Here is a 25,912-nt window from a genome sequence, read left to right as displayed (position 1 = left end):
TCAGGCGGACTGAACAGTACGTGTAGTGACACGGCGGGCCGTGCGGGGAGTGGGTGCAGATTCAGGCTCAATCCTGGACTTTGTTGGGTTGTCGGTATCCTCAGCTTCGATATCAGCCGACGTTGGGGATGGCTGACTGTTTGGCGCTTGCTCAGCAGGTGCTGTTGCCTCCTGCCTGGCAGGCGCTTTGTAATCGAACGTGCCGTTGACCTTGATCCAGTCGATGTACAGCAGACGACCTTTCAGGCTGGCGCCCGGTTGGCCTTGTTTATCGCCTTTCTCATAGAGAAATGGGTCAATCCACAGGTCGCCGATACGGAACGACAGCAAGACCTTTTTCTCGGCTTTGACGGCGTCCATATAGAGGCGAATCAAACGTTCAGCTTCGCCCCCTGCGACTTTGCAGTCGAAACGGGTGTATTCCACTGCATCGGTGGCACCGTGCAGAGCCGCGATATCGCAGGCCATGAACGGCTGGCCGCGGCGGACTTGTACTTCGCGGACACGGTTGAGGTAGCCGATACCGACGGTGTGCAGATTGAAGTAAGTGGTCGCTTCTTGGGATTGGTTGGCGTGGGCCATGGTGGTTCTCCTATTTCACGGGAAAACGGCGACGCACAGCCCCTGACGGGGTAGTGAGCCCCGTCAGGGTGGGTAAGATAAAGGCGAGCGATGAAAGACACGCCACCGACAAGCCGATGACCATCAGATCGATGCGCCTGGAGGATAGCGGTGCAGGCGAGGAGGAATCCGCAGCAGGTTTGCGGATCTAGGGTAGTGGGCATTCATCACCGCTGAAGCGGTAATCGTGCGAGCCTCCGAATGCTGATCGCACTTGGGTAAACCACCACGAGCGTGGCGTAGCCTTGAAGGTTCAAGCTACCTGGGCTGGGCTGTCAACGACAGCAAACCACGCCCTTTGTATAAGCCTGTCACAGGGGAGGGTCAAGACGCTGCATACTGATTTTTTAAGACCGGAACGCAGTAGCTGTTACTGGTCTGAAAAAAAACGTGCGGCAAGCACAGGCTATCTGGCTAGCGGGCGCCAACTTGGAGTTAGCGGCCAAAGCCATCACTGTTTCGAGGGTGATCTACATCGAGCAAGTCTGCAACTGCGCCGTGCGGGTGGTCGAACAGGCATTGGCGGGCACGTACTCCACTCCAACGCGCGGACACTGGGCCGTCGCCAGATACGGAGTTCCGCAGGGCATCCCCCCCCCCCCGTGGCTCGACATCAACTAACAGGGTCTCCATTCCTAGTCCGCTGTTCATCTCTTTCTCAGGAATTCTTTCAACGCCCGGGTGACGTCGAGCGCGAGTTGATCGGTGATACGCCCGGGAACCTGGTCGAACATGTGCGGCGCCCCGGTGTAGGCATGAAGTTCCATGGCTACACCTGCCCGAGACAACCTTATTGCGAAATCGACATCTTCTTCAAGGAACAGGTCCTGTGAACCGACCGAGATGAAGGTAGGGGGCAGGTTGCGCAGGTTGGGTTGCAGGGCGGGTGAAAACAGACCGACACACTCATCGTCCGTGTAGCCACCGCGAAGGCAATCCCAGCAGAACTGATTGGGCGCCGGCAACCAGCTGAACGTGTCAGTGCCCCGGCTCGGGTAGGGCGATTGTCCCGAGCCTGTGCGGTGGTCGAGCATGGGGTAGATCAGCACTTGGCCGGCGAGTGAATATTGGCCCCTGTCGCGGGCCATGATGGACAATGCTGCGGCAAGCCCGCCGCCGGCGCTGTGGCCCATGATCACGACACGCTGGGGGTCGAGGCTCAGGTCGCGATGGTTTGCAAGCAGCCAGGCGAGGGCGGTGTAGCAATCGTCGAGGGGCGCTGGGAAAGGATGTTCGGGCGCCAGTCGATAATCCACCGCAACGATGATCGCACCCGACGCCTCGGCCAACCCGGCCAGGCAGTCGTCTGCCATCTCGGGTTTCCCCAATACGAAACCTCCGCCATGCATGTACAGGATCGCTGGCAAGATCGCGTTTCGCGGGTGTTCTTTCGGTCGGTAGAGACACAGGCGCAGGCGTTCGGCATCGGTGCCTGTGATCCAGCAGACCTCGCACCGCGCGCTGTGCTCGGGTTTGAAGGTTGAATGGACTCGGGCGCGGATGGCTGGCAGCGAGCTCAGCGACCATTGCTCCTCACCCGATGCCACGAGACCCTGGAATGCTGGATCGAGCAGTTCATCTGGCTTCAAAATAGCGCTCCCTTTGCGTCTAGCCGCAGGGCACTTTTGCCAGTGCCCTGGGCTTTGCCATTACAGCCAGGCTTTGATTTGTGCGCAAACGGCCTGGGTCGAAATGCCGTAGCGGTCATGGAGCGTCGGCAATGCGCCCGCGTCAAGGAAGGCATCCGGCAAGGCGATCTGCCTGAATGTCGGCGTCACCCCATTGCGCAGCAGCACCCCGGCAACCGCTTCGCCCAGCCCGCCGATGATGGAGCTGTTTTCTGCGGTCACCACCAGCCGTCCGGGCTTTCTGGCTTCGGCGAGCAGGGTGTGTTGATCCAGCGGCTTGATGGTCGGCATGTGCAGCACCGCGACATCCACGCCGTCTGTCTGCAGTTGCTTGGCGGCTTCCAGTGCACGCATTGTCATCAACCCGGTGGAAACGATCAGCACGTCATTGCCGGTGCGCAGGGTCTTGGCCTTGCCGATCTCGAAGGTGTAGCCGTACTCGTCCAACACCAAGGGTACGTTGCCGCGCAACAAACGCATGTAGACCGGGCCTTTATGCGCGGCAATAGCCGGCACTGCCTGTTCGATTTCCAGCGCGTCGCAGGGGTCGACGATCATCAGGTTGGGCATGGCGCGGAAGATCGCCAGGTCGTCCGTGGCTTGGTGGCTTGGGCCGTAACCGGTGGTGAGCCCCGGCAAACCGCAGACGATCTTGACGTTGAGGTTTTCCTCGGCAATCGCCATGCAAATGAAGTCGTAGGCACGACGGGAGGCGAACACCGCGTAGGTCGTCGCGAACGGCAGGAAGCCTTCCCGGGCCATGCCCGCCGCCGCGCTCATCAGCAATTGCTCGGCCATGCCCATCTGGTAGAAACGCTCCGGATGGGCTTTGGCGAAGATGTGCAAGTCGGTGTACTTGGACAGGTCGGCGGACAGCCCGATTATGTCCGGGCGCTCATCCGCCAATGCGGCCAGTGCATGCCCGAATGGCGCGGATTTCGTGGGCTGGCCTTCAGCGGCAATCGAGGCGATCATCGCTGACGTGGTCAGGCGCTTTTTCGCCGGTTCGCCCGTCGAAGTCGGTGTGTTGGCGGCGTTGCTCATGGGTGTTTTCCTTCTTCGAGGTTGTTCAGCGCCAGGTCCCACTCGTGTTCTTCGACGCGGATGAAATGGGTTTTTTCCCGGTTTTCCAGAAACGGCACACCCTTGCCCATGCGGGTATCGCAGATGATCACCCGAGGCTGGCTGGCGGGGTGGTTACGCGCGGCATCGAATGCCGCGACCAGTGCATCCAGATCGTTGCCATCGACGCGCTGGGTAAACCAGCCAAACGCTTGCCAGCGGTCAACGATCGGCTCGAACGAGAGGATTTCGCTGGAATAACCATCGGCCTGCTGATTGTTGACGTCGACGATGGCGATCAGATTGTCGAGTTTCCAATGCGACGCCGACATCACCGCTTCCCAGGTCGAACCTTCGTTCAGTTCACCGTCGGACAGCAGGTTATAGACGAAAGCCGGCGAGCCTTTGCGTTTAAGGCCCAGGCAGGCGCCGACGGCGATGCCCAAACCCTGGCCGAGGGAACCGCCGGTTATTTCCATGCCCGGCGTGTAGGCGGCCATGCCGGACATCGGTAGCCGGCTGTCGTCGGCGCCGTAGGTTTCCAGCTCGTCGAGCGGGATGATTGCGGCTTCGATCAGGGCCGCATACAACGCAATCGCGTAGTGACCGATGGAGAGGTAGAAGCGGTCGCGTTCCTCCCACTCAGGATCTTCGGGCCGATAGTTCATGGCGTGGAAATACGCGACGGCGAGCAGATCGGCGGCGCCGAGGGCCTGGCCGACATAGCCTTGGCCCTGGACTTGTCCCATGCGCAGTGCGTGGCGGCGGATGTTATGGGCGCGCTCGGTCAGCGGCGTGGATGAGACGTAGGGAACAGGGGCTGTCATGGTAGAACTCCGATTACTCAACGATTGACCAACGCGGCGGGAATGCGCAATACCAGCAAGGCACCCCCCAGCAACACGCCGGTGATCAGGTACATGCCGATGGCGCTGGAGCCGGTCTGCGTGGTGATCCAGCCGATCAGGTAGGGTGAGCAGAAGCCGGCGAGATTGGCGAAACTGTTGACGGCGGCGATCCCGGCGGCAGCCGACACACCACCGAGCAAGGTGGTGGGCAGCATCCAGAACATTGAGGACGCGGACAGGATGCCGGACGCCGCCAGGCACAGGCTCAGGATCGACAGCAAGATGTTGCCACCCAGCAGCGCCGCGAGTGTCAGTCCGATGGCACCGGCGATCATCGGTCCGATCAAGTGCCAGCGCCGCTCGCGATGTTTGTCGCCGCTGCGACCGATCAGCAGCATGGCGGCAATTGCGCAAAGGTAGGGCAGGCTGGTCAGGAAACCGATGTGCAGGGGATCGGAAACCCCAGCGTTGCGCACCAGCGTCGGCAGCCAGAAGGTGATGGCGTACTGGCCCATGACCACGCAGAAATAAATGCCTGCCAGCAGCCACAGACGGCGGTCACGGATGAACTCGCCTACCGAGGTATGGGTGACTTTCTGTTGGTCGTCTTCGGCCAGTTCACGGCTGATCAGCGCTTTCTCATCGTCGTCCAGCCACGTGGCCTGGTGGACGCCATCCTTGAGATAACTCAATACCAGCAACCCGACAATGACGGTGGGAATCGCTTCGAGCACGAACATCCACTGCCAGCCGGCCCAGCCATGCACACCAGCGGAGTGGTTCATGATCCAGCCGGAGAGAGGCCCGCCCACCATGCCCGACAGCGGGATGGCGATGAACCAGAGCACCGTCATGCGGGCACGCCGATAAGACGGGAACCAGTAGGTGAGATACAAAAGCAGCCCGGGCGCGAGGCCCGCTTCGGCGACGCCGAGCAGAAAGCGCAGGGCATAGAACTGCCAGGCGGTTTCGACGAAAGCGAACAGCGCCGAAATAATGCCCCAGGTGATCATGATCCGCGCGATCCACACGCGAGCACCGACCTTATGCAGGATGATGTTGCTGGGCACCTCGCAGAGGAAGTAGCCGATGAAGAACATGCCGGCGCCCAGCCCGTAGACGGTTTCACTGAGTGCCAGATCGTTCATCATCTGCAGCTTGGCAAAGCCGACATTGACCCGATCCAGGTAGGCGCACAGATAGCACAGCATCAGGAAAGGCATCAGCCGCCAGGCTGTTTTCCGGTAGGCATTGGAGCGCACGGTCGAAACCGCTTCGAGCGACAAAGTTGTCATGATGGTCTGATCTCTTGTTTTTATTGACCGCCAGGTCCGTAGGCCCGGCTGGCGTCGTCGATCCAGAACCGCACGGGCCGCGCTGGCCCGCCCAGGTGCGTCAGTGAATCAGCATTCCGCCGTTCACATCCAAGGTGGTGCCCGTCAGGTAAGAGGATAAATCGCTGGCCAGGAACAGGGCGGCGTTAGCGACGTCCTGGGCTTCACCGAGGCGGCCTAGCGGAATGCCGTCGATGATCGCGTGCCGTCGCTCATCCTGCATGAGGCCACCGGTGATATCGGTGTGGATCAAGCCTGGAGCAATGGAGTTGACCCGGACCTTGTCCGGGCCCAACTCCCGGGCCATCGCCTTGGCCAGGCCCAGTACGCCGGCCTTGGCGGCGCTGTAATGCGGCCCGCCAAAGATGCCGCCACCCCGTTGGGCGGAGACCGAGGACATGCAAACAATGCTGCCACCCTGCTGCTCGCGCATCAGCGGGATCACCGCCTGCGACATGAGCAGGGTGCCGCGCAGGCTGACGTCCAAGACCTTGTCGTAATCGGAAGGACGGATATCGAGGGTCTTGAGCGGTTGGGTAATGCCGGCGTTGTTAATGAGAATGTCGATTCGGCCGAAATACTCGATGACTTTAGCAACGGCCCGTCGGACCTGGGCTTCATCCGCGACGTTGGCCGCAAGACCCACGTGGCCTTCGCCCAGGGCGTTGGCGGCGTCCCGTGCGGCGGATTCGTCCAGGTCGAGAATCACCACGCGAGCACCGTGCTGCGCGAACGTGGTAGCGGTGGCGCGGCCAATGCCACGGGCGGATGCGGCGCCGGTAATGATGGCGACTTTGCCTTGAAGAAGCATGGAGGATTACCTCGAATTATTTTTATGAGTCGATTCGGAAAAAACCGATGACTCAGCTTCTTCTTTGCTCCTTGGCTGAGCAATGGCCTAAAAATCATTCAGTGCTGAAAAAAATTCAGCACTGGGTCGTTCACGGCTGGCAGCTTTTACGAAAAAGCTCAACAATCATGGGACTTGTTGCGGAGCGAACTGCCATGCGTACTGATGTCGATGCCCCTTTGATCCTCCCACCGCTGAAAGCGATTCAGGCGTTTGAACAAACGGCCAGATTCAATAACGTCGCCCGGGCTGCGGAAGTGCTGGACCTGACGCCTTCTGCGGTCAGTCATCAACTGGCGAAACTTGAAGCCATGATTGGCCGGCAATTATTTGTCCGTGCCGCCCGGGGCGTCACGCTTACGCCGGTGGGGGAGCAGTACCTCAAGGAAGTCTCCGGGGTGCTCCACAGCCTGGCCGTTGCCACCGAGCGCGCAGCCAGCGACGTGAGCCTGGACTGCCTGCGGCTGCATTCGGCACCGAGCTTCGGATTGTTGTGGCTGATGCCAAGGCTGGAAGCTTTTCGCACGTGCAACCCTGATATCCAGATCAATCTGTCGTGTTCCTACGAGTCGCTGCATTTCAGCCGGGACAAGATTGACGTGGACATTCGTCACGGCACCGCAAACTGGCCGAGTTACGAAGTCCGCACCGTCCAGAACGAAACCTTCGCCGTACTCGCATCGCCGAAATTGCTCGCGCAATGCCCGATCCGCCGTGCGTCCGATCTGCTGGATTGCGACCTGGTGCTTTCCGAAGCCACGCTGCTCAAATGGCCGCAATGTTTCGCCCAGCATGGCCTGGCGCGTCCGGAGAAGCCTTACGCATTGAGTTTCGACCGCTCGTACATGTCGCTGGAAGCGGCCAGCCATGGGTTGGGGTTTGCCTTGGAAAGTACCTTGCTCGCCAAGAAGTATCTGGCTTCCGGCAGCTTGATCGAAGTGGCCCCAGAAGCACTTAGCGCGCCAGTGGCTGCGCACCATCTGGTGTTTCCGAAAGCGCACTCCAGCTTCCCGCGGGTGCGGCGTTTCCTGGAGTGGATGGAGAGTGAATTGGGCCAGGGTTTTGCGTATTGAGCGGGAGGAGGCAAGCTTTACAACCTTGTTTTTATATTTATGGACCGCTTTAGTTCCTTTGAAGGGTCCGAAAAGGATCTAGCACCGGAACTGGAAAGAAGAGTAAGCCTGGCGGAGCGCCAGGCAAAGAATAGAAGATGCCACTTTTGGCGGCAGACGCAGTAGACAAGCTCCTCGCAAAACTTGGTTTGACTGCGCCATGATTCACCAACCGACCCTTGTCGTGGCCTGGGTCGGAACATGCTGGCACGCATCCGCGCACAAACGGTGCCCAGTGTTTCCCCGGTGGGCTCCGGGACTGAATGCGATCGCCGTAGCGGATGACCGCTGCTGCCTGGCAGAGGCAACAGTGGTCATCCGCCACATTGATACGGTCGAGCACAAAACGGGAATGAAATTCCGCAGAAGAGAAGGCTCCGAACTCAGGGAGTCCGACCGAGCTACCCGGAGCGAATCGGTCTTGGGTCGCCGTAAGCGATGATCCTGAGGCACTACAGCAGAGCGGGTGTGACGAAGTCAAGCCAGTGGACGAAGCGGTTATTTGCTACTGAGATGAGCGGCCAGCTGTTTGACGGTCGTCAGGATAAAGGCACGGTCGCTTTCTTGCAGGCCGCTCAGCAGGCCCGCGATCATCTGGCCCTGGTCGTTGGGGCGATTGCTCGACTCCGTCAGCAGTTCATCCATTCGGCAGTCGAAAATATCTGCTAACTGCATCAGCTTGACCACGGAGAGCTCCACCACACCCCGCTCAAGGCGCGAAATGGCTTCGCTGCCGATTCCCAGGCGTTCTGCCACCTCTTCCTGGGTCAGATTACGCTGGGTGCGGTGTTTCGCGATCATGCGTCCGATTTGGGCTTGGGTTGGATGTTTATGTGCCAAGTGATGAGTTCTCCAATTCAACCCGAATGGTTGAGCAAAGACCCATTGACATGAACATCCTTAACGGTTGAGTATCGACTTTTAGGGTTGTTATATTGACTGAAATATCTGTTTGTCGCGACGTGACATGTGTTCCTCCAGGAATCAGATCCCGTAGTGACCAGTGAGACTGAGCGGTCTGATAGGACCAAATGGAGGCAAGGTTGAGCATGGATGAGCAGCGAGAGCACGACATGGACCTGATCTGGGATCGAACACTGGAGCTGTTCATCAAGGTCCATGACTGCCCTGATAACCCTGAACACCGCGACAGCCTTGTTCATTGGCTTAACGAAGATCCTGCTCACCTGAAAGCGTTCAACGAGCTGGGGCAGATATGGATAGCGACAGGCATCGCCTTGGCCCGTGAAATCGGACGACCGCTAAGCGACTTGGAGAAGGAGCAGGCGCCGTTGATGATGCACTGACCCGCATATCACCCCCAAATCTCATATGAACGCCAATGGCGCCTCATGGACGACGCGTATCTTTGCTGATCGGCACAGTACCTTTGCAGTCCGGGTACTGGGAGCATGACCAGAACGGCCCTGTTTTTCCCTTACGCCTGAGCATTGAGGCATTGCAATTAGGGCAAGCCGGCCCGGCTTCGACCGGTACCGATAAAGTGAGCGCTCCGCAGTTTGCGATCAGATGCGTAACCCAGTGCGCCTGATTGGCAACGAATGCATCCAAGGTCAGACGTCCCGCTTCGATTTCATCCAGAGCTTGCTCCCAGATCGCTGTCATACCCGGATCGGCGACTGCAGCGGGTACTGCTTCGATCAGGGTATGGGCCGCTGCGGAGGCCGTTAAGGCACGTTTTTTCTTCAACAAATAACCGCGATCAATCAACCCCTTGATGATGCCGGCTCGCGTGGCTTCGGTGCCGATACCGGTGGTGTCCCGAAGTTTCTGTTTCAGACGCGGGTCGTTGACCAGCTTGGCCACATTTTTCATCGCCCTGATCAGATCACCCTCGGTGAGCGGTTTGGGCGCAGCGGTGCGCATGGACTTTAGCTCGACGTCGTCCACTGTGCACTGGCTACCCTGTTGTAGGGCGGGCAACACCTGGGTCTTTTGACCGGGTTCATCGTCTTCGGGGTTGTCGGAGAGTAAGCCTTTCCAGCCCAAAACCAGGATCTGTTTGCCAACAGCGGTTAACCGTTCTTCGCCACACTCCAGTTCGACCTGGGTTCGATCAAACTCGTGATGCGGCAGAAATTGCGCGAGGTAGTGGCTACGAATCAGCTCGTAGACTTGGCGCTCTTGTTCGGACATCCGTGTGAGATTCGCCGGCTCGGTGGTGGGGATAATGGCGTGGTGCGCAGTGACCTTGCCATCGTTCCATGCTCGTGAGCGCAATGATCGATCGACGCTTCCGAGCGCTGGGCGCAATGCGGGATCCATTCTGAGCAGGGCATCGAATACCGCGGCGACCTCGTTGAACATGCTCTCTGGTAAATAGCGGCAATCGCTGCGCGGATAGCTGGTGGCTTTGTGGGTTTCATACAAGGCTTGAGCGATGTTCAGCGTTTCCTGAGCGCCGAGTCCCAACTTGCGTGAACAGACTTCTTGCAGTGTGCTCAGGTCGAAGGGCAGGGGCGGCGGTTCTCGGAAATGCTCAGTATGTAACGAGATTACCGTGGCGGACTTCTCGTCGGTGATTGTTTGGACCGCTTGATGGGCAAGCACTTGTTGTAGGCAACGCCCCGGCTCGTCCTGTCCTGAGCATGGCGGTAACCACGACGCGATGAGTCGCTGGCCCATCGACGATAGCTGAACTTCAACGTTCCAGTAAGGCATCGGGACGAAGCCGGCAATCGCACGATCCCGATCGACCACCAGACGTAAGGTGGGTGTCTGGACGCGTCCCACTGACAAAACGCCGTCGTAGCCTGCCCGCCGACCAAGAAGGGTAAACAAACGACTCAGGTTCATGCCGATCAGCCAGTCGGCACGGCTACGGGCGAGGGCCGAGTGATAGAGCGGGACGGTCTCTTGACCAGACTTCAGCAAGGTCAGTGCCCTGAGAATCGATGCTTCGTTGAGTGCGGACAGCCAGAGGCGCTGAACAGTGCCTTGGTACCGGCAGAGCTCCAATAATTCGCGGGCAATCATCTCACCTTCGCGGTCGGCGTCGGTTGCGATGACAACGGTGGTGGCTTCGCTGAGCAGGCGTTTGATGATTTTGAACTGCGCGGCAGTCTTGGGTTTGACCTCCACTTGCCACTGCGCCGGAATGATCGGTAGATGATCCAACGACCAGTTCTTGTATTGAGTGCCGTAGGCTTCAGGCGGGGCCGTCTCCAGTAGGTGGCCGATACACCATGTGACAGTTGTCTCGGGGCCGATCAGGCAACCATCGCCACGCTGAGTGGCTCCGAGAACCTTGGCGATGTCACGACCCTGGGAAGGTTTTTCGCAGAGGAAGAGGCGCATATAACTACTCCGGATTGAGTTCGGAGCAGCGTTGTTCGAAGTAGCAGGGGCGAGATATGAGAAACCCGAATGGCAGGTTCCTCATATTAGTCGGTGAGGGCGGCTTTGAGTGGGCTGAAGCTGCTACCTTTGGAGCGTTTGTAAATTGGTGGGGGACTTCATGAGCAGCGAGCAATGACAGGCCTGGAACTTCGCGCAAAGGCGCAATTTTCATGCCTGAAGTCGTTCAGGCCTTAGGTGATTGCCCTCTGTGTTTCTTGGGTTTCGACGTCGGCGAGCTGGCCTGCTCAGTATTTTGAGCGGCCGTCGGTTCACTGGAGCGTTCCCGCATCACCACGCTGTGCACCCGGTGAGGCAGGATGCCGACTCGACGGGCCTCGATCTTGAAGGTCACCCGCGCATTGTCTTCGCTGTCCTCCCACTCATCGCGCACCGTACGACCTTCGACCAGTACGCGCATGCCTTTCTGGTACAGCGTGCTCCAGTGTTCAGCCTCACGGTGCCAGAGCTCAACCGGCGCCCAATAGCCGCCCCGATCTTCATAGCTGCCCTCGCGTGGGATGGGGTTGTCGAAGTACACATTCAGCCGTAGCAAACGCCGTGGCTCGTCATTGCCTGAGGCGAACTCCTGGAACTCTGGCGCACTGCCGATATTGCCTTCGCCGACGAAAAAAGTACTCATCGTGTTTTCTCCACTGCGGGTGTGAACTGGCGCAGCAACTGTTCGGCACTGGCCATTTTAATCGCGCAGGTCGTAGCCTGGCGGTAGAGCGAATGCACCACACTCATCTGAAGGTTTAGTGCGATACGCGCGCATTCGAAACGGTGCAATTCCTTTCGTACGATCTGCGGCAATGCTTTGTTGGAGACCTGACGTTCCCAAACCGCCACACCCATGCGAGAAAAATCACGGGTACGCCAACGCAAAAAGGTGCTGCCCGCACTGGTCTTCTGCAGCACCAATCGTATCTTCAATAGCGAGTACGGCGGCTCCCCGGCTTGCTGCACGACAGCCTCCATCAGGCGACATAACTGCGCCTCGATTTTCCTCGCCACCTGCGCCAGGTGCTCCAACTCCCCCTTACCCTTAAAAGGTTTTAAAAGGCCTTTTAGGGAGGCAGCGTGTTCGAGCTGCCGATAGGCATCCGGTGTCAACGCTTCGAAGGGCATTGGTTGAATCGGTATCATGGGATTCATGCATCAGCCTCCGACTCATCTACTCTCGCGGACGGACCGTCCACTACCTCTGCCAAAGCGTCAGCGTCATCCACTGCTACAGCACCACGGCGAATGATCGGCGGCGCAAACTGAGAACGGCGATGACCCTCAAGGATGTCCATCGGGGGCAATCCATACTTCTCTACGGCCGCCAGGGCGCGGGCATTATTTGCGGTCATATCATCGCGTGTAACGCCAGCATGTCGATAACGTTGCGCCTGACCGAACAGGCTGCGTAACAAGTGGGCGCCGTCGTCGATCCAGGCTTCCATGTCTCTTCGACCGATCAAGGCGGTGTGATGGGCCAATAGGGTATGGCGTACCAGAGTGTCGTAATCGGTCAGCAGGTAGACGGCTAGAAAACCCAGCTGACTACCGATGTACAATGGCAAAGTAACGGGGTGGATGTTGAGGTTGTCCCCCATGTCGATCTGAGTCGGCAAGTCCTGTCTGATCCGGTCCAGTTGTTGGGTCAGTTCTCCCATCCCAGCCTTTGCCTGCATCAGTTTTTCTTCGAGCTGCACGATGGCCCAATCGGCATAGGGATCGTCCTGGGCCGCAGTTTGTTTGATCAGGTTGGTGACACTGATGTAACCGGCCATACCCATAATCGAGTGGACGCCTTCGCGTGCGGCTCGACCTTGCCAGATACGGGCTGCATGGTGGGTATGCAGGGTCAGGGTGATGCTGCTGCGCAATGAACCCAGATTGAGTTGATAGTGATCGGCCATGGTGTTGTCCTCGCATTGGCTTGGACGGGACGTTGCGACAGATGAGGGTCAAGGACAGCCAAAAAGCTGAATGCGGTCTATTCGGTTTGGTGAGAGAGGGCAAATACCTGACGTCTACGTTTATTGGAACTACGCCCAGGCGTTTCCCTAAACGATCCATGGTTCGGTCCGATATTTTTCGTAGATTGGAACTCTATGGATTTGATGCCACTGGCATCAAATCTACTGACGTCCACTACCTCCACGCAGTTGGCGCAGCTCGTTTAGGCACGCTTGGGCGAGGGCTGATGCAGGTTCGCCCTTTTTTCGAGATGGCCGCGAGGGGGCGGTTGGGGGCGGTTCTGCGATGGGTGATGGTTCGGCCTGACTTGCCCAAGGACGAAAGTCGCCCTTCAGCGCACGTTGGGCCAAGCCCATCAGATAGGCAGCTGGCTTGCGTATACCACCGGCCGCACAGCGTGCCCCCGCTTCGTTAAGCACCACCTGCTGATCCGCTGGGTTGAGCTTGTTTAGCGCCACGGCGATGGCCTGACGTTCGCTTGGGTTCAGGCGCAGCGAAGTTGGCCAGTGCAGGTTATCCACAGTAGAGGTCGCGCGCGGTACTGTACATTTACTTTCTTTTAATACAGTACAGGCAGCGTTCGGATTCCGAACGGTGCCGGAAACGTTAGGGTTCGAGCCTGATTCGGAATCCGAACGAGGGCCTGCACGATTCCGAACGCGGTGATCTTCCCCGTGTTCGGAATCGTGGAATGCATCACCGGGTGGCTGATCCAAGCCTTGCTGCGCCCACTGTTCGCCCCAACTGTCCAGGCGCGTCGGTAACCGACCCTGATCGATGTTCGTGTCCTGTCGGACCTCCTCCACAATGTGCTGAGCGACAATACGTACTGCCTTTGTCGCATGTCCGAGGGCATGTCCGACCAGGTCTAGGTAATCCTGATCGAGCTCCATGGCTTCGGCGGGGGTTAACGGTTCATCGTGCAGAACATACAAAGAACATTGTAGCCGCCCGCTGATTTGATCGCGACCGCGGCTAACCAAGCTGAGCCAACGAGTGAGCCTGAGCATCGTCAACACGCGAGCAATGGTTTCACGCGAGGCTGACGCACCGTAGGGCACGCTCGAGAGGTAAGGCTGCAAATCCTCATAGCGCGGCGTGACCACGCCCTGGCCTTGCAGCATGAGTCGAAATACCTGCCAGGCATTTCGCTCCAATGGCGTCAACCGATTATCCAACAGCAGCCGACGTGGCACGACTTCGTGTGATTGGCCACTAAACAGAAAGCCAGCCTGTAGAGCCTGGTTGGAGGGCTGTTCAGTGGTAGGGCGTGCTGGCCAGCGCTCATGCAGCTGCTGTGTGCATTGCTGCAGGACACGTTGCCAGCGACTGACAGGAACAACATTCATGTTTTGTTGCTGTACTGGTCGATTTGCTGCCAAACGATAGTCAAGCTGATCTGCTGTTCTTCGGCAAGCATCATCATGGCGTCGAGTTTATCCTCGGTGCCGTCCTCTGTTCGTATTTGGCACCAACGTTGCCACAACGCATGCTCCTGCGCTTCGCTTAAATGTTGGGGGCGGCCTTTACGAGTTTCTATCTTGAGTAGACGCCGACGCATGGCTGTTTCTGAATGCGCCAAGCCAAAACACTGGTACATAATGGTGCTGCTGGCGCCGAGTTTGAGCGCTCGGTTGATCAACCGTTCGTTCTGTTCGTCGCGTTCAGCTTGTTCAATCAAACGATGCAGCACTGGCGAGTCAATCTTGACCTCAAGCCAAGGGACTGTGGCATGGGCCAGGCGCGATAACGTGGTCGGTGGTAAGGATTGCAGCACGAAGATGTCATCCTCACTCAGTCCAAGTGCCTTGCAGCGTTGCAGGTTGCCCAGGCGCAGTTCGTGCAGTACCTGGGTTAGCATGGCTTGATTGAGCATATTGAAGGACAAGTTCATCTCAGCTCCTCCGGTGAGTTTTTGTCTTCAGAGATGAGCGTTAAGTCGATTAGACGCCGGGCCAGGCGTATCAAGCGAAACAGCTTAATTAACAGACTGTCAGGCAGTCGTTCCAGCCCCACGTCCGTGACTGGTCGATCTGGCAGATAGAGTTGATAGACCCCTAACAACAGTTGCCCGAACAGTGCGGAAGGTATTTGCTTGCGATCTTCCCAGTTCACCTCGTCTTGAGCACGTAGCAGGGCCAGGAGCATTAGGTGAACGCCGGTCGAGCGAGGTGCTGAAAGATCAAGTCGCTCAATGTCTAGGGTGAAGCCCAAGCCAAGCTTTTGATCAATGATGCTCTCGGCATCTCCGGCATAGGCCGCCATTTCCCGAGCCAGTCCGGCAATGGTTAAACGCAGTTGTTCGGGCGTATCCAGCGTTGGTGCGATGGTCCAGAGGTCGTCGATTGGGCAGGTTTCGACTGGGGACGTCGTTTCGGTGGCTATCTCGCGATCGATTTGCTCACGAATCTGTTGAACGCGTGATCGAGGACTGGCCGCTGGTAAAGTATTTGTTTCGGGTGCGCTGAGCTGTTCTTCTGAAATTGGCTCTATCTTGCTCTTGGCATCAGTTGATTCGGGGGGAGTGTCGGAGGAGGGCAACTCTGCCGCAGTTTCATGCACGCTTGGCCGATGGCTGCTTTCTGAGGGCGTGGTGGTGACAGCCGCAGGCGTGGAGACGACCCTTTGGGTATCGCTCAGCTCCAGGGCCAGCATACGGTAGGACTGTCCGAGCAAGTGGCTCATGCGTTCGAGCAATTCGTCCTGGATCTGCTCAAGATCAAAGGATTCAGGATCGCCATCGAAGTAGCCCATGGTTTCCAGCCAGAACTCTGCAAACGCGACTGTGGCGGTTGGATAACGGTTCCAGGTTCGCTCAGCCTGACTACGTAGACCGATCAGACGTTCTATCTGTGGCTTACCCAAGCCGGCATACAGAGTTTGTGGAATGGCAGGTAATAAGTGTTCGAGGGTGTCCAGCATGCGGCTGATATGCGATTGCGAAATCGGATAGCCTCCAGCAGCAAGACGTCGAGCCAGCTCCCGTTGTGAGAGCTGTGGGCCATCAGACTCCAGCATGGTTTTGAGTTTGGCTACCGCCAGAGCCCGTTCGATAAACGTGAGCTGGCCGTGCAGATCGCTTTCCGCCAGATGGCCGAGTAGGGCGTTGGTTTCATTGCTCCAAGGTCGGAACAGGCAGTGAATCCGAAAGAAACGCTCGTCGCGAGTTTCCTGCCACAGCTCGCCGAGAATCGCCAGGCGCGTATTACCGCCGTTGCGGATGATGAAAGAGGTTTCACCCGGGCGGCGGGTAATCGATGGCGGTTGATCCAGCCCGCGTTCACGGATCGAGGCTTTGATATCTTCATACAGCGGATTACGGATGAAGCGGGGATTGTGTTCGTAGGGGCGTAACTCTTCCAGAGTGACCAGCATGGGAGTGTCGATGACTGGATCGGACAGTCGCTCCAGTCCAGGACCTTGAGTGAAGTGGTCCTGGTGCAGCTTGTCGGTGATTTCCTCCTGACTGAGCTTCTTCATCGCAACCGCCTCGGTTAACGTCGGCTACGTAAATGGTCACCGACCTCGAATTTCACGATTTCGGCAGTCCCTGAACCTTCGAAATGTTGGGAGAGTTCTGCGAGGAACCACACCATGGCCGAGCGCCCCCCTTGCAAACGAAAAACCACGGTGCAGTACTCTTCGCAAGCCGCGTCGCGTGGTCGAATGGAAGGCTGAACAACGATAGGAAACTGATCCAACATTAGAAAACTCCTTACCAAGCCCTGTTGGCTTCAAGGTCGATCAAACAAAAAAATCGGTGAAATGCTGATTAGGCGATTTGTTTTATCAAGGCTCCGCACACCTCATTACCGAAGAGATCGCTTCACGCCATTCAGGGAATAATTCGATGGCCAGCGCCTGCATGATATCTAGCGCAGATTGCGAGCGTCGGCGTTTACTCGACGGGCGTGTATCTATTCGGTGGACCGGTAAGCCGAGGGATGCGGCATTGATATATGCCACCCGGTCCGGGATCACGGTGTCTAGCACCGAGATATTGGTAGCCTCTGCGAAAGTCTCGCGCAGGCTTCGGATGATCATCCGGGTGTCCACTCGATTGACGTTCACCTGGTTCAGTAAGAGCCGTAAGGGCGGCGGGTCGATGCCTAGGTGGCGAAACGGTTCGAGCTCACTCAGTAGCTTCAAGGTGCCACGGCGCATTTCTCGGGCAGCGAGCATTTCTGGCGTGATGGGAGAGAGGGCGAGATCGGAGGCCAGGATGGCCATTTCCAGCAGTACACTGCGTGCTCCCTGAGTATCAATCAAAAGCAGGTCATAATTGAGATGCAAATCGTTGAGTAAATTGTGCAGGCGTAGCCGCCCATCAGGTGCATGCAGCAACAAGGTGCTCAGTCGACCTTGATCGTCGTTGGAGAAAATCAGGTCGAGACCGACGACTGCAGTCCTAGAAATTATTCGCTCAGGTATTGTTAGATTGAGTGCAATGAGCTCGTACGCACCTGCCTGCGCTTTCTGGCTCAATGAATAATAACTGGAGAGGGTGGGTTGGCTATCCAGATCCAAGAGCAGAACACGCAGACCAGCATCGGCCAACAGGCCACCGAGGTTCGCCGCTACTGTAGTTTTGCCTACGCCACCCTTGGTGGACACCACCGAGACCACGTGCATCACCTCACTCCTGTCGCGAAAGGCGTTCTGCAATCCAGTGCTCGATTTCCAGTGAGTCCCAGCCAACTGCGCGCAGTCCGATACGCTTCGCCCGCGGAAACTTGCCTTCCTTCATCAGGTTGTAAATGTGCGCACGTTTGAAGCCGGTTTTTTGCTCCACCTCATCACGTCGCATGATGTGGCGTTGGGGTTGAGGTGCTTCGACTGCGGGTACCGATGGGTTGGACATGCTAGTCACTCCTAGCGCCAGTTGGCGCGTGGTGGGAAGTGACATGGATTGAATCGCACCACGGCGGATGAGTCATTGCATTGCAATCAGGCCTGTTGCACTGCAGTTGGCCGGATCAGCTATTTTTTTTGAGGCTACGATTGGCCACGGCAAACTTTTCATCCAGCGTGCGCTTGCTGAGGCCGGGCACATCTTTGTGACGAGCGACAATGGCATCAACGATGGCTGCTTGATTCTTGAATACCGAAAGAGGTTTTCCGGCGGGCGAATGGTCCAAGAGAAGACTGACCAATGCCCCAATGATGTTGTGATAGGTCAGTTCGCTGCGCTCGCTGAGTTGGCCATTCGTTTTGGCCAAGGCTTTGAGATCATCTCTCTCAAGTCCAATCGACTGGAGCTCTCCCAAGATTTCTTGAATGCGCTGCTGTTGCGCTTTGAACGCTCTCGATAACTCATCTCGATCTGCTTTCAACGAGAGAAAGGTTCCGAGGCTCACCTTTGCAGGTGCATCCTCACCGGACTCGAATAAAAAACTGGGCTTATGGTCGGGGTAATGAATTTCCATCCAGCGGCGTAAGTCTGAGTGGCGGATGGTCAGCTGATAGGGCTCTACATAGCTTCCCAAAGGAACAGAAATCCCGAGGCAGCCGTACGGCAGTTCACCATTGCGTATGGCGTCTAAAATCCTTTCGAAAGCGATGTGAAGATTGGGCCATTGGGGGAATAGGACTGCAAGGTTCTCGGGACGAGACCAATCCTGCTGGACAATTTGGGCTTCGTAGCGAGTGAGATTGCACCAGCGTAACGCTGCGTCGATAGGGCGATAGAAGCTTTTGCTATGCGGATTGAAAATAAAAATGCTCATCTACATAGATAAATGTTATTAAATCTAATTTTTTTCTTTTAAGTGAGAGGGTGTGGTTTGTAAAGAATGCTGTAAAAATCCAGGGGTTGCCGTCTTTTTTCCAATATAAAAAATTGCGCTAATAGCATTTTTGATTCGCAAGAAGAACTATAAAGTTTCAAATGAGGCAAGTAGGGGGGCTTTTATGATATGAGTTTTTGGATATAAAGCTGTAAATTAATCAGCTGAAAAAGCTTGTTTTAAGATGTGCTTGTATACTACAATAATCTATTGTTACTAAAGGCTTTTTGGAGTTATTTGGGGTTAAGTTACAAACTGTCGGAGTCCCCAAAAACATTTTGACTGGGCTCTAGATCGGTAGTTTCAGTTTCAAAAATCTTAATATGCCCCCAATTTTGCCCCACTCAGACGCCGCACATGAGCGATCACGAATGGTGGTTCCTGACGCGGACTTCGGTGGCCGTGGCTGGTATTCAGTGTGCTCTCGCGTACCGAATGACCAGCCGGAACCTGGCAAACTCGTGATCGTTCGGAAGCGGATATGAGCAATGAGTCGATATCCTTAAGCGGAGTTGTTGTGTCTGGCTATCAGCACCTATCCCGAAATTGACTGGCGAGATGCTCGTGCTCTGTGTGATGTTGTTAGGGCACTGGTTGGTAGGCATCGATCCGCGTGTGCGTCATCGGCAACTGGGGCGTGATGTCAGGTAAGAAGCAGTTGTTCAGAATTGAAAGTGGTACGCAACGTTGAGCATCGTGTTTCTGTTCGTGGGTCTCGATAGTCCGGTTGGAACCAGAGCCTCGCGCTTCAATTGGCCGTCGAGTCGGCCCGCAACGGAGGAGGCTCAGGTCGCGATGTAGAGGGGTGCCTTACCGTCGCTGTCCCGTCGGCCCCGGTCGCTGATCAGTCGTTCGGCAAGTGCAAATGTACTTCCATGGCGTCATGAAGGAGTCGGACGACCTCGATCAGGTCGTCGTTTACCACACGATAGAACACAATATGGCGCGGGCTTTTGACCGTTCCATGGGGCTGTTTGGCCTTCTGGCGAGAATAAATGAGATGATAGCTGCGAAGGCCCGGTGCAAGCTCCTCACGGTCTTGGCTGCCAATCCGATAAGGCGTGCTGGCAAGCGCTTGCAGCGCCGCGAGGACCAGCGCCTGGTAACGCTGGCGTGCTTGATCGCCGAACTGCGTCTGGGAGAACCTGAGGATGTCAACAATGTCGACGCGCGCCGCATTGGAAATCCGATACTGAGGCATGCTTAGTGTTTATCTCTCGCGGGGAGGGTCGCCTCCAGGCTTAAACCCTCGAGGTAGTGCTCCAGATTCCCTTCGTTCACCTGAGTAAAGTGCCCGTGCTTAAGATCCATGATGCCGATCGAGGTCGCCTGACGCAGTGCCTCAATTTTGGCGTTGTCTTCGGCGACGCGCTGTTCCAATAAACGCAAACCTTCCCGCATGACTTCGCTGGCATTCTGATAGCGGCCAGACTGAAGAAGGTCATGGATAACCTGTTCTTGATGAGGGGTGAGCACAACGTTTCGCGTGGCCATAATGAGCTCCAGCTTTCGGTAAGAGGTTTCTTCCGCTCAGTGGCATATTATGCCATTTTGCTTGCGAACACATGGTTCGAGGTTTGGATCTGACGAAATTCGTCGTACGGGGTCGTTCTTTGCTCCATGCGCACAACGTCAAAAAAAGACTGGCGCAGGGGGGTAGTAGACATCTTGATTAGTGCGGACTTGGGCGTTCAGTTTGGCCAAGCCTTGCTTGATGGGGCGGGCAGGCTCCCCGAACATTTGCAGTTGCAGTGCCGCGGGGGAGGGCGGACGTCCCAAGGCTCGCGCGATGTAAGTGTACGAACTGGCTTTGTGTGGGGGACAGCGACCAGAAGCAAACCTTAGTAAAAGTATAGAAAATCAGAGGCGATTCATGCGTTGTCGCAGCGACGAAGCTCTGTTGATGATGACAGCTTGTGAGGTCGCCTGGCTGTCCCCATCTTGAGTGCAACACAATCACAGGCGTGGAATCTAGCGTTGAAGCTCAACGATGTAATTAAAGTGATCATCCGGGTGTCGATCCTAATGGCGTTCACCTGGTTCAGTAGCAGCCGCAAGGATGGTGGTGGAATTCCCAGGTGGCGGAACGGTTCGAGTTCGCTGAGCAGCTTCAAGGTGCCACGGCGTAGTTCGCGTGCGGCGAGCATTTGCGGTGTAATCGGAGAGAGGGCGAGATCGGATGGCCAGGATGGCCATTTCCAGCAGCACGCTACGTGCTTGGGTGTTGATCAACAACAGATAGTAACGGGGGCGGAAATGGTTGAGCAAGGCGCGTAGCCGCAGTCGCCCATCAGGGGCGTGCAGCAACAAGGTGCTCAGTCGACCTTGATTGTCGTTGGAGATGATCAGATTGAGACCGGCGACCTCCGTGGTGGAAATTATCTGGGCAGGATCTGTTTGGTTGAGCGCGATGAATTCATACGCACCGGCGATGGCCTTGTGGCTCAAGGCGTAACAGTTGGAGAGAGTGGGTTGGCTATCCAGATCGAGCAGTAGAACTCGTAAGCCCGCATCCGCCAGTAGACCGCCGAGATTGCTCGCCAGGGCAAGGTCTAACCTATGTCGGGTAGATTGATTATCAGGAATGCGTTAAGTGCCTGAAGCTTGCCTGCTGCGTTTGCGGGCAAGGACCAGCGCGTGTGCAGGATATTGGGGCAGGCAATTAGGCTTACTGTGAGTTCCTGTACCAGAAGCAGATCTGCATGTCGATGCTCGCTTGCTTGCGGATGGGCTCGTTGCAACTCCGCTGGGCGAGTGAGGTAAGGGACAATTAGGCGGTCTGTTGGTGTCCGCGCAGTTCGCCCAAGTTAAGTGGGGACGGCTGAACCTTCCGACTAGTGTTATCGTCTAAACGCAGGCGCGATCTCGACAAGGCCTAGCCCGTAACTGCTGAATCTATCGAAACGTTTTCTGTAGCAGCGAGACGATCAGCGCTAGAGCACCCAAGACCATGATTACCGAGAAATACTCCATGCTCGCCACCAATGTTGCCTGCTGAAGCAGCCTTTGTGCAAGCGTGGAAACTGCAAGCATCCCTGCATGACTTTCCCCAACCTGCGACGTAACTAGTTGACTTAGGTACCGGATCTGTTCGCGGTACAGCGGATCGTCTGAGCTAAAGTGTCCGTTGAGATTGTTGTACTGAGTCGTCGTGCGCCATTGCAGGAACAACGTCGCAATAGTAGTACCAATGGCCATCGCTATCTGTCCCATCATACTTTTGATCTGGTACGCATGTGCAAACAGCGTATCATTGTCATTAATGTCGCGGAAGGTATGCATAGCGGCGGTCGATAGTATAAGCATTACGAAGCAGCCGTTGAGTAGCAGGGCGGGCAGGATGTTGGACCAGATGCTGGCCTCGGGAGTAAGCGATGAAAACAACCAGCTAAATCCTACAAGAGCCATAAAGCCTGCCAGAAAGAATTTCTTCGGTGCCGGCGACTTGGGAATTACGATCGACATCACGGCCCAGGTCGCCAACGCCCCAGCCAGCCCATAGGACTGGATTACGCCGATGCTGTCCCACGAGTAGCCCAATGCGGTCTGCAAAAAATACGGAAGGATATAGTTGTTACTGCCCAAAACCAAATAAGTGAAGCAGAACAAAGCGATTCCTACCAAGTAGCGAGAGTGCATCAACTCCCGGACTTTCAGAAAGGGTTCTTTCTTGCGGTGCTCGGTATGAAAGAAGGTATAGACGCCCAGTGCGGCCAGCAAAGCGAACGCACAAAGAATAAACGTCTCATTGTAAAAATCATAATACGAGCGCTGCAGGATGTATAGCAGGAAGAAACTGCTGACCGCTAAAAGCAGCACATTTCCCGGACTTGATGGCGTTCGCTCGTTCTCAGGCGCAACAGCGTTAGAAAGGAAACGAGTACATAGAAGTGCGGCGACTACAGCGCCGAGGATGAGTAGCCAGAAGATTGCGTGCCAGGTATCTGCGACCACCACAAGCGAAGAGATGAACGGCGCAGACGCCGTCCCTCCGGCCAGTCCGGTAGCGAATACCTTGATGCCCGTAAAACGCTCTCGCCCGGGCGGCAGCATATTGACCATCAAACGGGCCGAAGTCATGAAAGAAGCTCCTCCCAGGGCCATGATCACCCGCCCGGCGGTGAAGCTTGTCAGATCATTGCCGACACCGCAGACGAACGCGCCCAAAATATAAATGCTGATGGAACCGAGCATGAAGTTGCGCCAGCCTAGCCGCTCAACTAGCCACCGCTGCTTGGAAATCACAATGATGGCAATGCAGGCATACAGCGCCGCCACGAGGGTGAACTCCTCGGGGCTCGCGTCGATTTCTCCGCGGATAGGGGCAGAGGTAAAGGCAATCATGCCTGCCTGCAGGTACTCTAAAGCGCAGAGCAACCCGACCGCCATCAGCAGGGCAGCGTGTTTTCGGTACATGGTCGTCCCCGTCAGAAATTCAGGTGTTTGGCGTCGAGTTCACCGTCTGAGTTGGCTCCAATGACCTGTTTGACAACATCATTAGCGTCCATCAACTCGTGGTTGAAGATGTCCGTGCTATAGGCTGAACTCACTGGGGGCAAGGTATTGTTGAGGGCCGGACCTTTGGTATCAGTGGTGTCCACCGAGACGCGCATGGATAAGCCCAGTTGCAAGGGGCTACGGGCCACCTCATCTGGTGTAAGGGCAATTCTCACAGGTACCCGCTGGGTGACCTTGATCCAGTTACCTGTGGCGTTTTGCGCTGGTATCAGTGAGAACGCGCTGCCAGTGCCGGCGTCGATTCCGATGATCGTTCCGTGGAAAACCACACCGCGGCTGTAGGCGTCCGCGCTTAACAGAACGGGCTGGCCGATGCGCAGGTCCTCTAGCTGCGATTCTTTGAAATTAGCATTAACCCAGATCTGATCCATGGGTATAACCGACATCAGGGCGACGCCTGGGCTGATTCGCTGGCCCACCTGCACGCTGCGTTTGGTCACCAGCCCTGAAATGGGCGAGTAGATCTGCGTGCGGTGCAGTGCGATATAGGCGTCTCTCAGATTGTTCGCAGCGATCAGAACATCCGGATGGGTTCGCAGTGTTGTGTTGTCTACCATCGCCAGACGCTCAGCCAAAGCGTGGCGAGTGCCGTCCAGTGCGGCAGCCGCGTTTTTGAGCACCTCCTCGGCGTGGCTGATCTCCTCACGCGACACTGCACCGCTGGATGCAAGCTGATTACGCCGCCGAACATCATCCTGGGCCTTACGCACGTCGTTCTGACGTTGGCTGACTTCAGATCGCAGTTGTTGTACCTGATAATACTGTGTACGTGCCAGCCGAACCGCTCGGGCCAGGTTCGACTTGGCGCGTTCGTATTCGATCTCGGCATCCACTGGATTGAGCGTTACCAGTGCTGAATTGGTCTCCACGTGATCGGTGTTGTCGGCACCAATCACGGTGACGGTTCCGCTGACCTGGGATGTCACTTGCACAATATTGCCGTCAACATAAGCATCGTCGGTGGTTTCGGTGCCAGGTTTCATCAGATACAAGATACCCATTGCGGCCAGCATTAAAGCGATAGTCAGTAACAGAAGCATCCGTCGCCACGGTGATGGTGTGTGAGCAGTGCCATTGGTTGCAGAGGAGGTCTTGGAAATCATGATTTATCTGCTGGGGAGGTTTGGGAAGCGGTGGTTGGCAATTCGGGCAGGTAGCCACCACCGAGCGCTCGGCTCAGGTTGGCCTGCAAGGAAAACGCTCGGGATTGCAGATCCACCTGCTGACGCCTCTGTTCAAGCGTCGAGTTTTGTGTGCTCAACACCTGGAGGTACGTCGCAAGCCCGGCGGCGTAGCGTCTATTGACCAAGTCGGCAGCCGCCTGCGCTGTCGCCACGGCCTCGCTCTGTTGCGCAAGACGCTCCTTCAGCCAGCGCAGAGAGGAAAGCTGGTCGGCGATGTCCCGCAGTGCATCCACTACCGTCCGGTTGTACTGCTCCACGGCAAGATCATAGGCCGCATCTTGAGCATCAAGGTTACCCCGCAGTTGACCACCCTCAAAGATTGGGAGGCTAAAAGCAGGGGTAGCGCCAAGAATGCGACTGCTGTGATCATCGAAAGTATCAAATGCCAGGCTTTGCATACCGATGAACGCTGTTAAATTCACGTTCGGATAGAAGCGCGCTTTGGCTACATTGATCTCATGGCCCGAGGCTTCCACTCTCCAGCGCTGCGCCACGACGTCAGGCCTATGGCCGATCAGTTCAGCAGGAATGAGGGTCGGGATCATCACCTCGTCGCTTAACAGCATATGTGGTCGGCTGATATTGCGGCCCCTGTCCGGCCCTTTGCCTAATAGTGAGGCCAGCTTGTTCCTATCGAGGTCTATTTGTTCCTTGAGAGCCGCGATATTCGCTCTGCTCGTCGGAAGTGAAGCCTGCGATTGTTTGATATCGATTTCCGTCCCCAACTCGGCGGCAAAGCGTTTTCGGGTCAGCTCTTCAATTTGCTCCTGCTGATTAAGCAGCGTCTGCGCCAGATCGATCTGATCGTATGTGTTCTGTAAGGAGATGTAGGCCTGAACAATTGAAGAGGAGAGGATTAGCGCAGCGGCCTGCTCGTCCAGCTCCAGTGCTCGCCGGCGCCCGATGGCTGCCTCAACCGCAGAACGGTTTTTGCCCCAGAAGTCTAGCTCGTAACCGACGTTAAATGTGCTCTGATGTACATTTTGCCAAGTGCCTTTGACGGGCGCGGGGGTTGTGCCGTTGGAGCTGAATCGTTCACGCGTGACGCTCGTGTCAGTAGTTATGTTTGGCAGCAATTGAGCGCCTTCTATCGCCTCCAACGCACTGGCTTGGTGGACCCTGGCGGCAGCGGAGCGGAGTGTGGGACTGTCCGCGATCGCCTCTTTGACTAATGAATCAAGCTGCGGATCCTGATAACGCTGCCACCAGTCTTGGGTAGGCCAAGCGGCAGGCGAAATCTTCATCTGAACGCTGCTAAGCGCTGCGCTGATCCCGCTTATCTTCATGGGCTCGGATTCGGGCTTAAGATCGCTGAAAGAGCAACCGGACAGAATCAGCACCAACATTAGCGGCAAACCTCGCTCTAGCGTTGAGCGCGAAGTGACATGCAATGCAAGCGACGTAGGTTTGCTTCTCATGAAAGGCATTCTCGATATCAAGAGGCAAAAAAGCACGAGAGTACGACTGTAGTAATTTGAAAACAGATAAGCGCCGTTGTTGACCCGGTTACAAAATTGTTCGGTGGTCTCGTTTAGCTTCTTATCTTGGTTTGGGACCATAGCGTTCTCAATCTTATCGGGGTTTCTAAGAATCACTTTTTAATGGTGCAGCCATTGGCGTGTTTAGACTGCTCCTACCCTC

The 25,912-nt window shown here is 56.4% G+C and carries 25 protein-coding genes and 1 pseudogene; 2 read left to right on the top strand and 24 right to left on the bottom strand.

Annotated features, from left to right (window positions below; genetic code table 11):
• The 6 genes from V6M90_RS12260 to V6M90_RS12235 all read right to left on the bottom strand — a co-directional run bounded on the left by V6M90_RS12260 (window position 1) and on the right by V6M90_RS12235 (window position 6,304).
• Window positions 1–582, bottom strand: a complete 582-nt coding sequence (locus V6M90_RS12260; RefSeq protein WP_332846552.1) for an STY4534 family ICE replication protein — start codon at window positions 580–582, stop codon at window positions 1–3.
• A 686-nt stretch (window positions 583–1,268) separates the two neighbouring features.
• On the bottom strand, window positions 1,269–2,210 hold the full coding sequence (locus tag V6M90_RS12255) for an alpha/beta hydrolase (RefSeq protein WP_332846551.1): 942 nt from the start codon (window positions 2,208–2,210) through the stop codon (window positions 1,269–1,271).
• A gap of 60 nt (window positions 2,211–2,270) precedes the next feature.
• Entirely contained in the window at window positions 2,271–3,293 is a 1,023-nt protein-coding gene (locus V6M90_RS12250; RefSeq protein WP_332846550.1) for a transketolase family protein, read from the bottom strand.
• Entirely contained in the window at window positions 3,290–4,138 is an 849-nt protein-coding gene (locus V6M90_RS12245) for a transketolase (RefSeq protein ID WP_332846549.1), read from the bottom strand. The genes V6M90_RS12250 and V6M90_RS12245 overlap by 4 nt, the downstream gene beginning before the upstream one ends.
• Window positions 4,139–4,155: 17 nt before the next feature.
• Window positions 4,156–5,454, bottom strand: coding sequence for an MFS transporter (locus tag V6M90_RS12240; RefSeq protein WP_332846548.1), 1,299 nt, complete (start codon window positions 5,452–5,454; stop codon window positions 4,156–4,158).
• A 100-nt stretch (window positions 5,455–5,554) separates the two neighbouring features.
• Window positions 5,555–6,304 (bottom strand): SDR family NAD(P)-dependent oxidoreductase, encoded by a 750-nt coding sequence (locus tag V6M90_RS12235; RefSeq protein WP_332846547.1) that lies wholly within the window; start codon window positions 6,302–6,304, stop codon window positions 5,555–5,557.
• A gap of 194 nt (window positions 6,305–6,498) precedes the next feature.
• On the opposite strand from V6M90_RS12235, the gene V6M90_RS12230 reads away from it, so the two are divergent.
• The gene (locus tag V6M90_RS12230; protein WP_332846628.1) at window positions 6,499–7,416 is read left to right on the top strand and encodes a LysR substrate-binding domain-containing protein; all 918 of its coding nucleotides are present in this window, start codon (window positions 6,499–6,501) and stop codon (window positions 7,414–7,416) included.
• Between the two features lie 537 nt (window positions 7,417–7,953).
• Here V6M90_RS12230 and V6M90_RS12225 read toward each other — a convergent pair.
• Window positions 7,954–8,295: a helix-turn-helix domain-containing protein gene (locus V6M90_RS12225; RefSeq protein WP_065942208.1), complete on the bottom strand. Its 342-nt coding sequence runs from the start codon at window positions 8,293–8,295 to the stop codon at window positions 7,954–7,956.
• Window positions 8,296–8,504: 209 nt separating this feature from the next.
• Between V6M90_RS12225 and V6M90_RS12220 the strand changes: the two genes are divergently transcribed.
• Complete coding sequence (locus V6M90_RS12220) at window positions 8,505–8,762, top strand: hypothetical protein (protein WP_065942209.1); 258 nt, start codon at window positions 8,505–8,507, stop codon at window positions 8,760–8,762.
• A 43-nt stretch (window positions 8,763–8,805) separates the two neighbouring features.
• On the opposite strand, the gene V6M90_RS12215 is transcribed toward V6M90_RS12220, so the two are convergent.
• The 17 genes and pseudogenes from V6M90_RS12215 to V6M90_RS12135 form a co-directional block, all read right to left on the bottom strand.
• On the bottom strand, window positions 8,806–10,773 hold the full coding sequence (locus V6M90_RS12215) for a DNA topoisomerase III (protein ID WP_065942210.1): 1,968 nt from the start codon (window positions 10,771–10,773) through the stop codon (window positions 8,806–8,808).
• 226 nt (window positions 10,774–10,999) lie between these two features.
• Window positions 11,000–11,455 (bottom strand): single-stranded DNA-binding protein, encoded by a 456-nt coding sequence (locus V6M90_RS12210; protein ID WP_065942211.1) that lies wholly within the window; start codon window positions 11,453–11,455, stop codon window positions 11,000–11,002.
• A complete protein-coding gene (locus V6M90_RS12205) occupies window positions 11,452–11,970 on the bottom strand; it encodes a DUF3158 family protein (RefSeq protein ID WP_065942212.1) in 519 nt (172 codons plus the stop codon). Before V6M90_RS12205 ends, V6M90_RS12210 begins: the two co-directional genes overlap by 4 nt.
• On the bottom strand, window positions 11,967–12,722 hold the full coding sequence (locus V6M90_RS12200) for a PFL_4669 family integrating conjugative element protein (protein WP_046035423.1): 756 nt from the start codon (window positions 12,720–12,722) through the stop codon (window positions 11,967–11,969). The genes V6M90_RS12205 and V6M90_RS12200 overlap by 4 nt, the downstream gene beginning before the upstream one ends.
• 222 nt (window positions 12,723–12,944) lie before the next feature.
• A complete protein-coding gene (locus V6M90_RS12195; RefSeq protein ID WP_332846546.1) occupies window positions 12,945–14,132 on the bottom strand; it encodes an STY4528 family pathogenicity island replication protein in 1,188 nt (395 codons plus the stop codon).
• The gene (locus V6M90_RS12190; protein ID WP_017530160.1) at window positions 14,129–14,677 is read right to left on the bottom strand and encodes a DUF2857 domain-containing protein; all 549 of its coding nucleotides are present in this window, start codon (window positions 14,675–14,677) and stop codon (window positions 14,129–14,131) included. Before V6M90_RS12190 ends, V6M90_RS12195 begins: the two co-directional genes overlap by 4 nt.
• Complete coding sequence (locus tag V6M90_RS12185) at window positions 14,674–16,263, bottom strand: ParB family protein (RefSeq protein WP_332846545.1); 1,590 nt, start codon at window positions 16,261–16,263, stop codon at window positions 14,674–14,676. The genes V6M90_RS12190 and V6M90_RS12185 overlap by 4 nt, the downstream gene beginning before the upstream one ends.
• 14 nt (window positions 16,264–16,277) lie before the next feature.
• A complete protein-coding gene (locus V6M90_RS12180) occupies window positions 16,278–16,487 on the bottom strand; it encodes a hypothetical protein (protein WP_065942216.1) in 210 nt (69 codons plus the stop codon).
• Window positions 16,488–16,572: 85 nt separating this feature from the next.
• On the bottom strand, window positions 16,573–17,415 hold the full coding sequence (locus V6M90_RS12175) for a ParA family protein (RefSeq protein ID WP_332846544.1): 843 nt from the start codon (window positions 17,413–17,415) through the stop codon (window positions 16,573–16,575).
• Between the two features lie 4 nt (window positions 17,416–17,419).
• Complete coding sequence (locus V6M90_RS12170) at window positions 17,420–17,644, bottom strand: AlpA family transcriptional regulator (RefSeq protein WP_078823985.1); 225 nt, start codon at window positions 17,642–17,644, stop codon at window positions 17,420–17,422.
• A 115-nt stretch (window positions 17,645–17,759) separates the two neighbouring features.
• Window positions 17,760–18,509, bottom strand: a complete 750-nt coding sequence (locus V6M90_RS12165; protein ID WP_332846543.1) for a hypothetical protein — start codon at window positions 18,507–18,509, stop codon at window positions 17,760–17,762.
• A gap of 904 nt (window positions 18,510–19,413) precedes the next feature.
• A complete protein-coding gene (locus V6M90_RS12160; RefSeq protein ID WP_332846542.1) occupies window positions 19,414–19,770 on the bottom strand; it encodes a type II toxin-antitoxin system RelE/ParE family toxin in 357 nt (118 codons plus the stop codon).
• A 2-nt stretch (window positions 19,771–19,772) separates the two neighbouring features.
• On the bottom strand, window positions 19,773–20,063 hold the full coding sequence (locus V6M90_RS12155; RefSeq protein ID WP_065942221.1) for a type II toxin-antitoxin system ParD family antitoxin: 291 nt from the start codon (window positions 20,061–20,063) through the stop codon (window positions 19,773–19,775).
• A gap of 509 nt (window positions 20,064–20,572) precedes the next feature.
• Window positions 20,573–21,155, bottom strand: a pseudogene (locus V6M90_RS12150) (ParA family protein); the annotation flags it as partial.
• Window positions 21,156–21,464: 309 nt separating this feature from the next.
• Entirely contained in the window at window positions 21,465–22,985 is a 1,521-nt protein-coding gene (locus V6M90_RS12145) for an MFS transporter (RefSeq protein ID WP_332846541.1), read from the bottom strand.
• Window positions 22,986–22,996: 11 nt separating this feature from the next.
• A complete protein-coding gene (locus V6M90_RS12140; RefSeq protein ID WP_332846540.1) occupies window positions 22,997–24,190 on the bottom strand; it encodes an HlyD family secretion protein in 1,194 nt (397 codons plus the stop codon).
• Window positions 24,187–25,617 carry an efflux transporter outer membrane subunit gene (locus V6M90_RS12135; protein ID WP_332846539.1) on the bottom strand — a complete coding sequence of 477 codons (1,431 nt, stop codon included), beginning with the start codon at window positions 25,615–25,617 and terminating at the stop codon, window positions 24,187–24,189. The genes V6M90_RS12140 and V6M90_RS12135 overlap by 4 nt, the downstream gene beginning before the upstream one ends.
• Window positions 25,618–25,912: the final 295 nt, after the last annotated feature.

The organism is Pseudomonas lactucae (genome assembly GCF_036688725.1).
Classification (GTDB): Bacteria; Pseudomonadota; Gammaproteobacteria; order Pseudomonadales; family Pseudomonadaceae; genus Aquipseudomonas; species Aquipseudomonas lactucae.
This window is presented reverse-complemented; position numbering and strand designations above follow the sequence as displayed.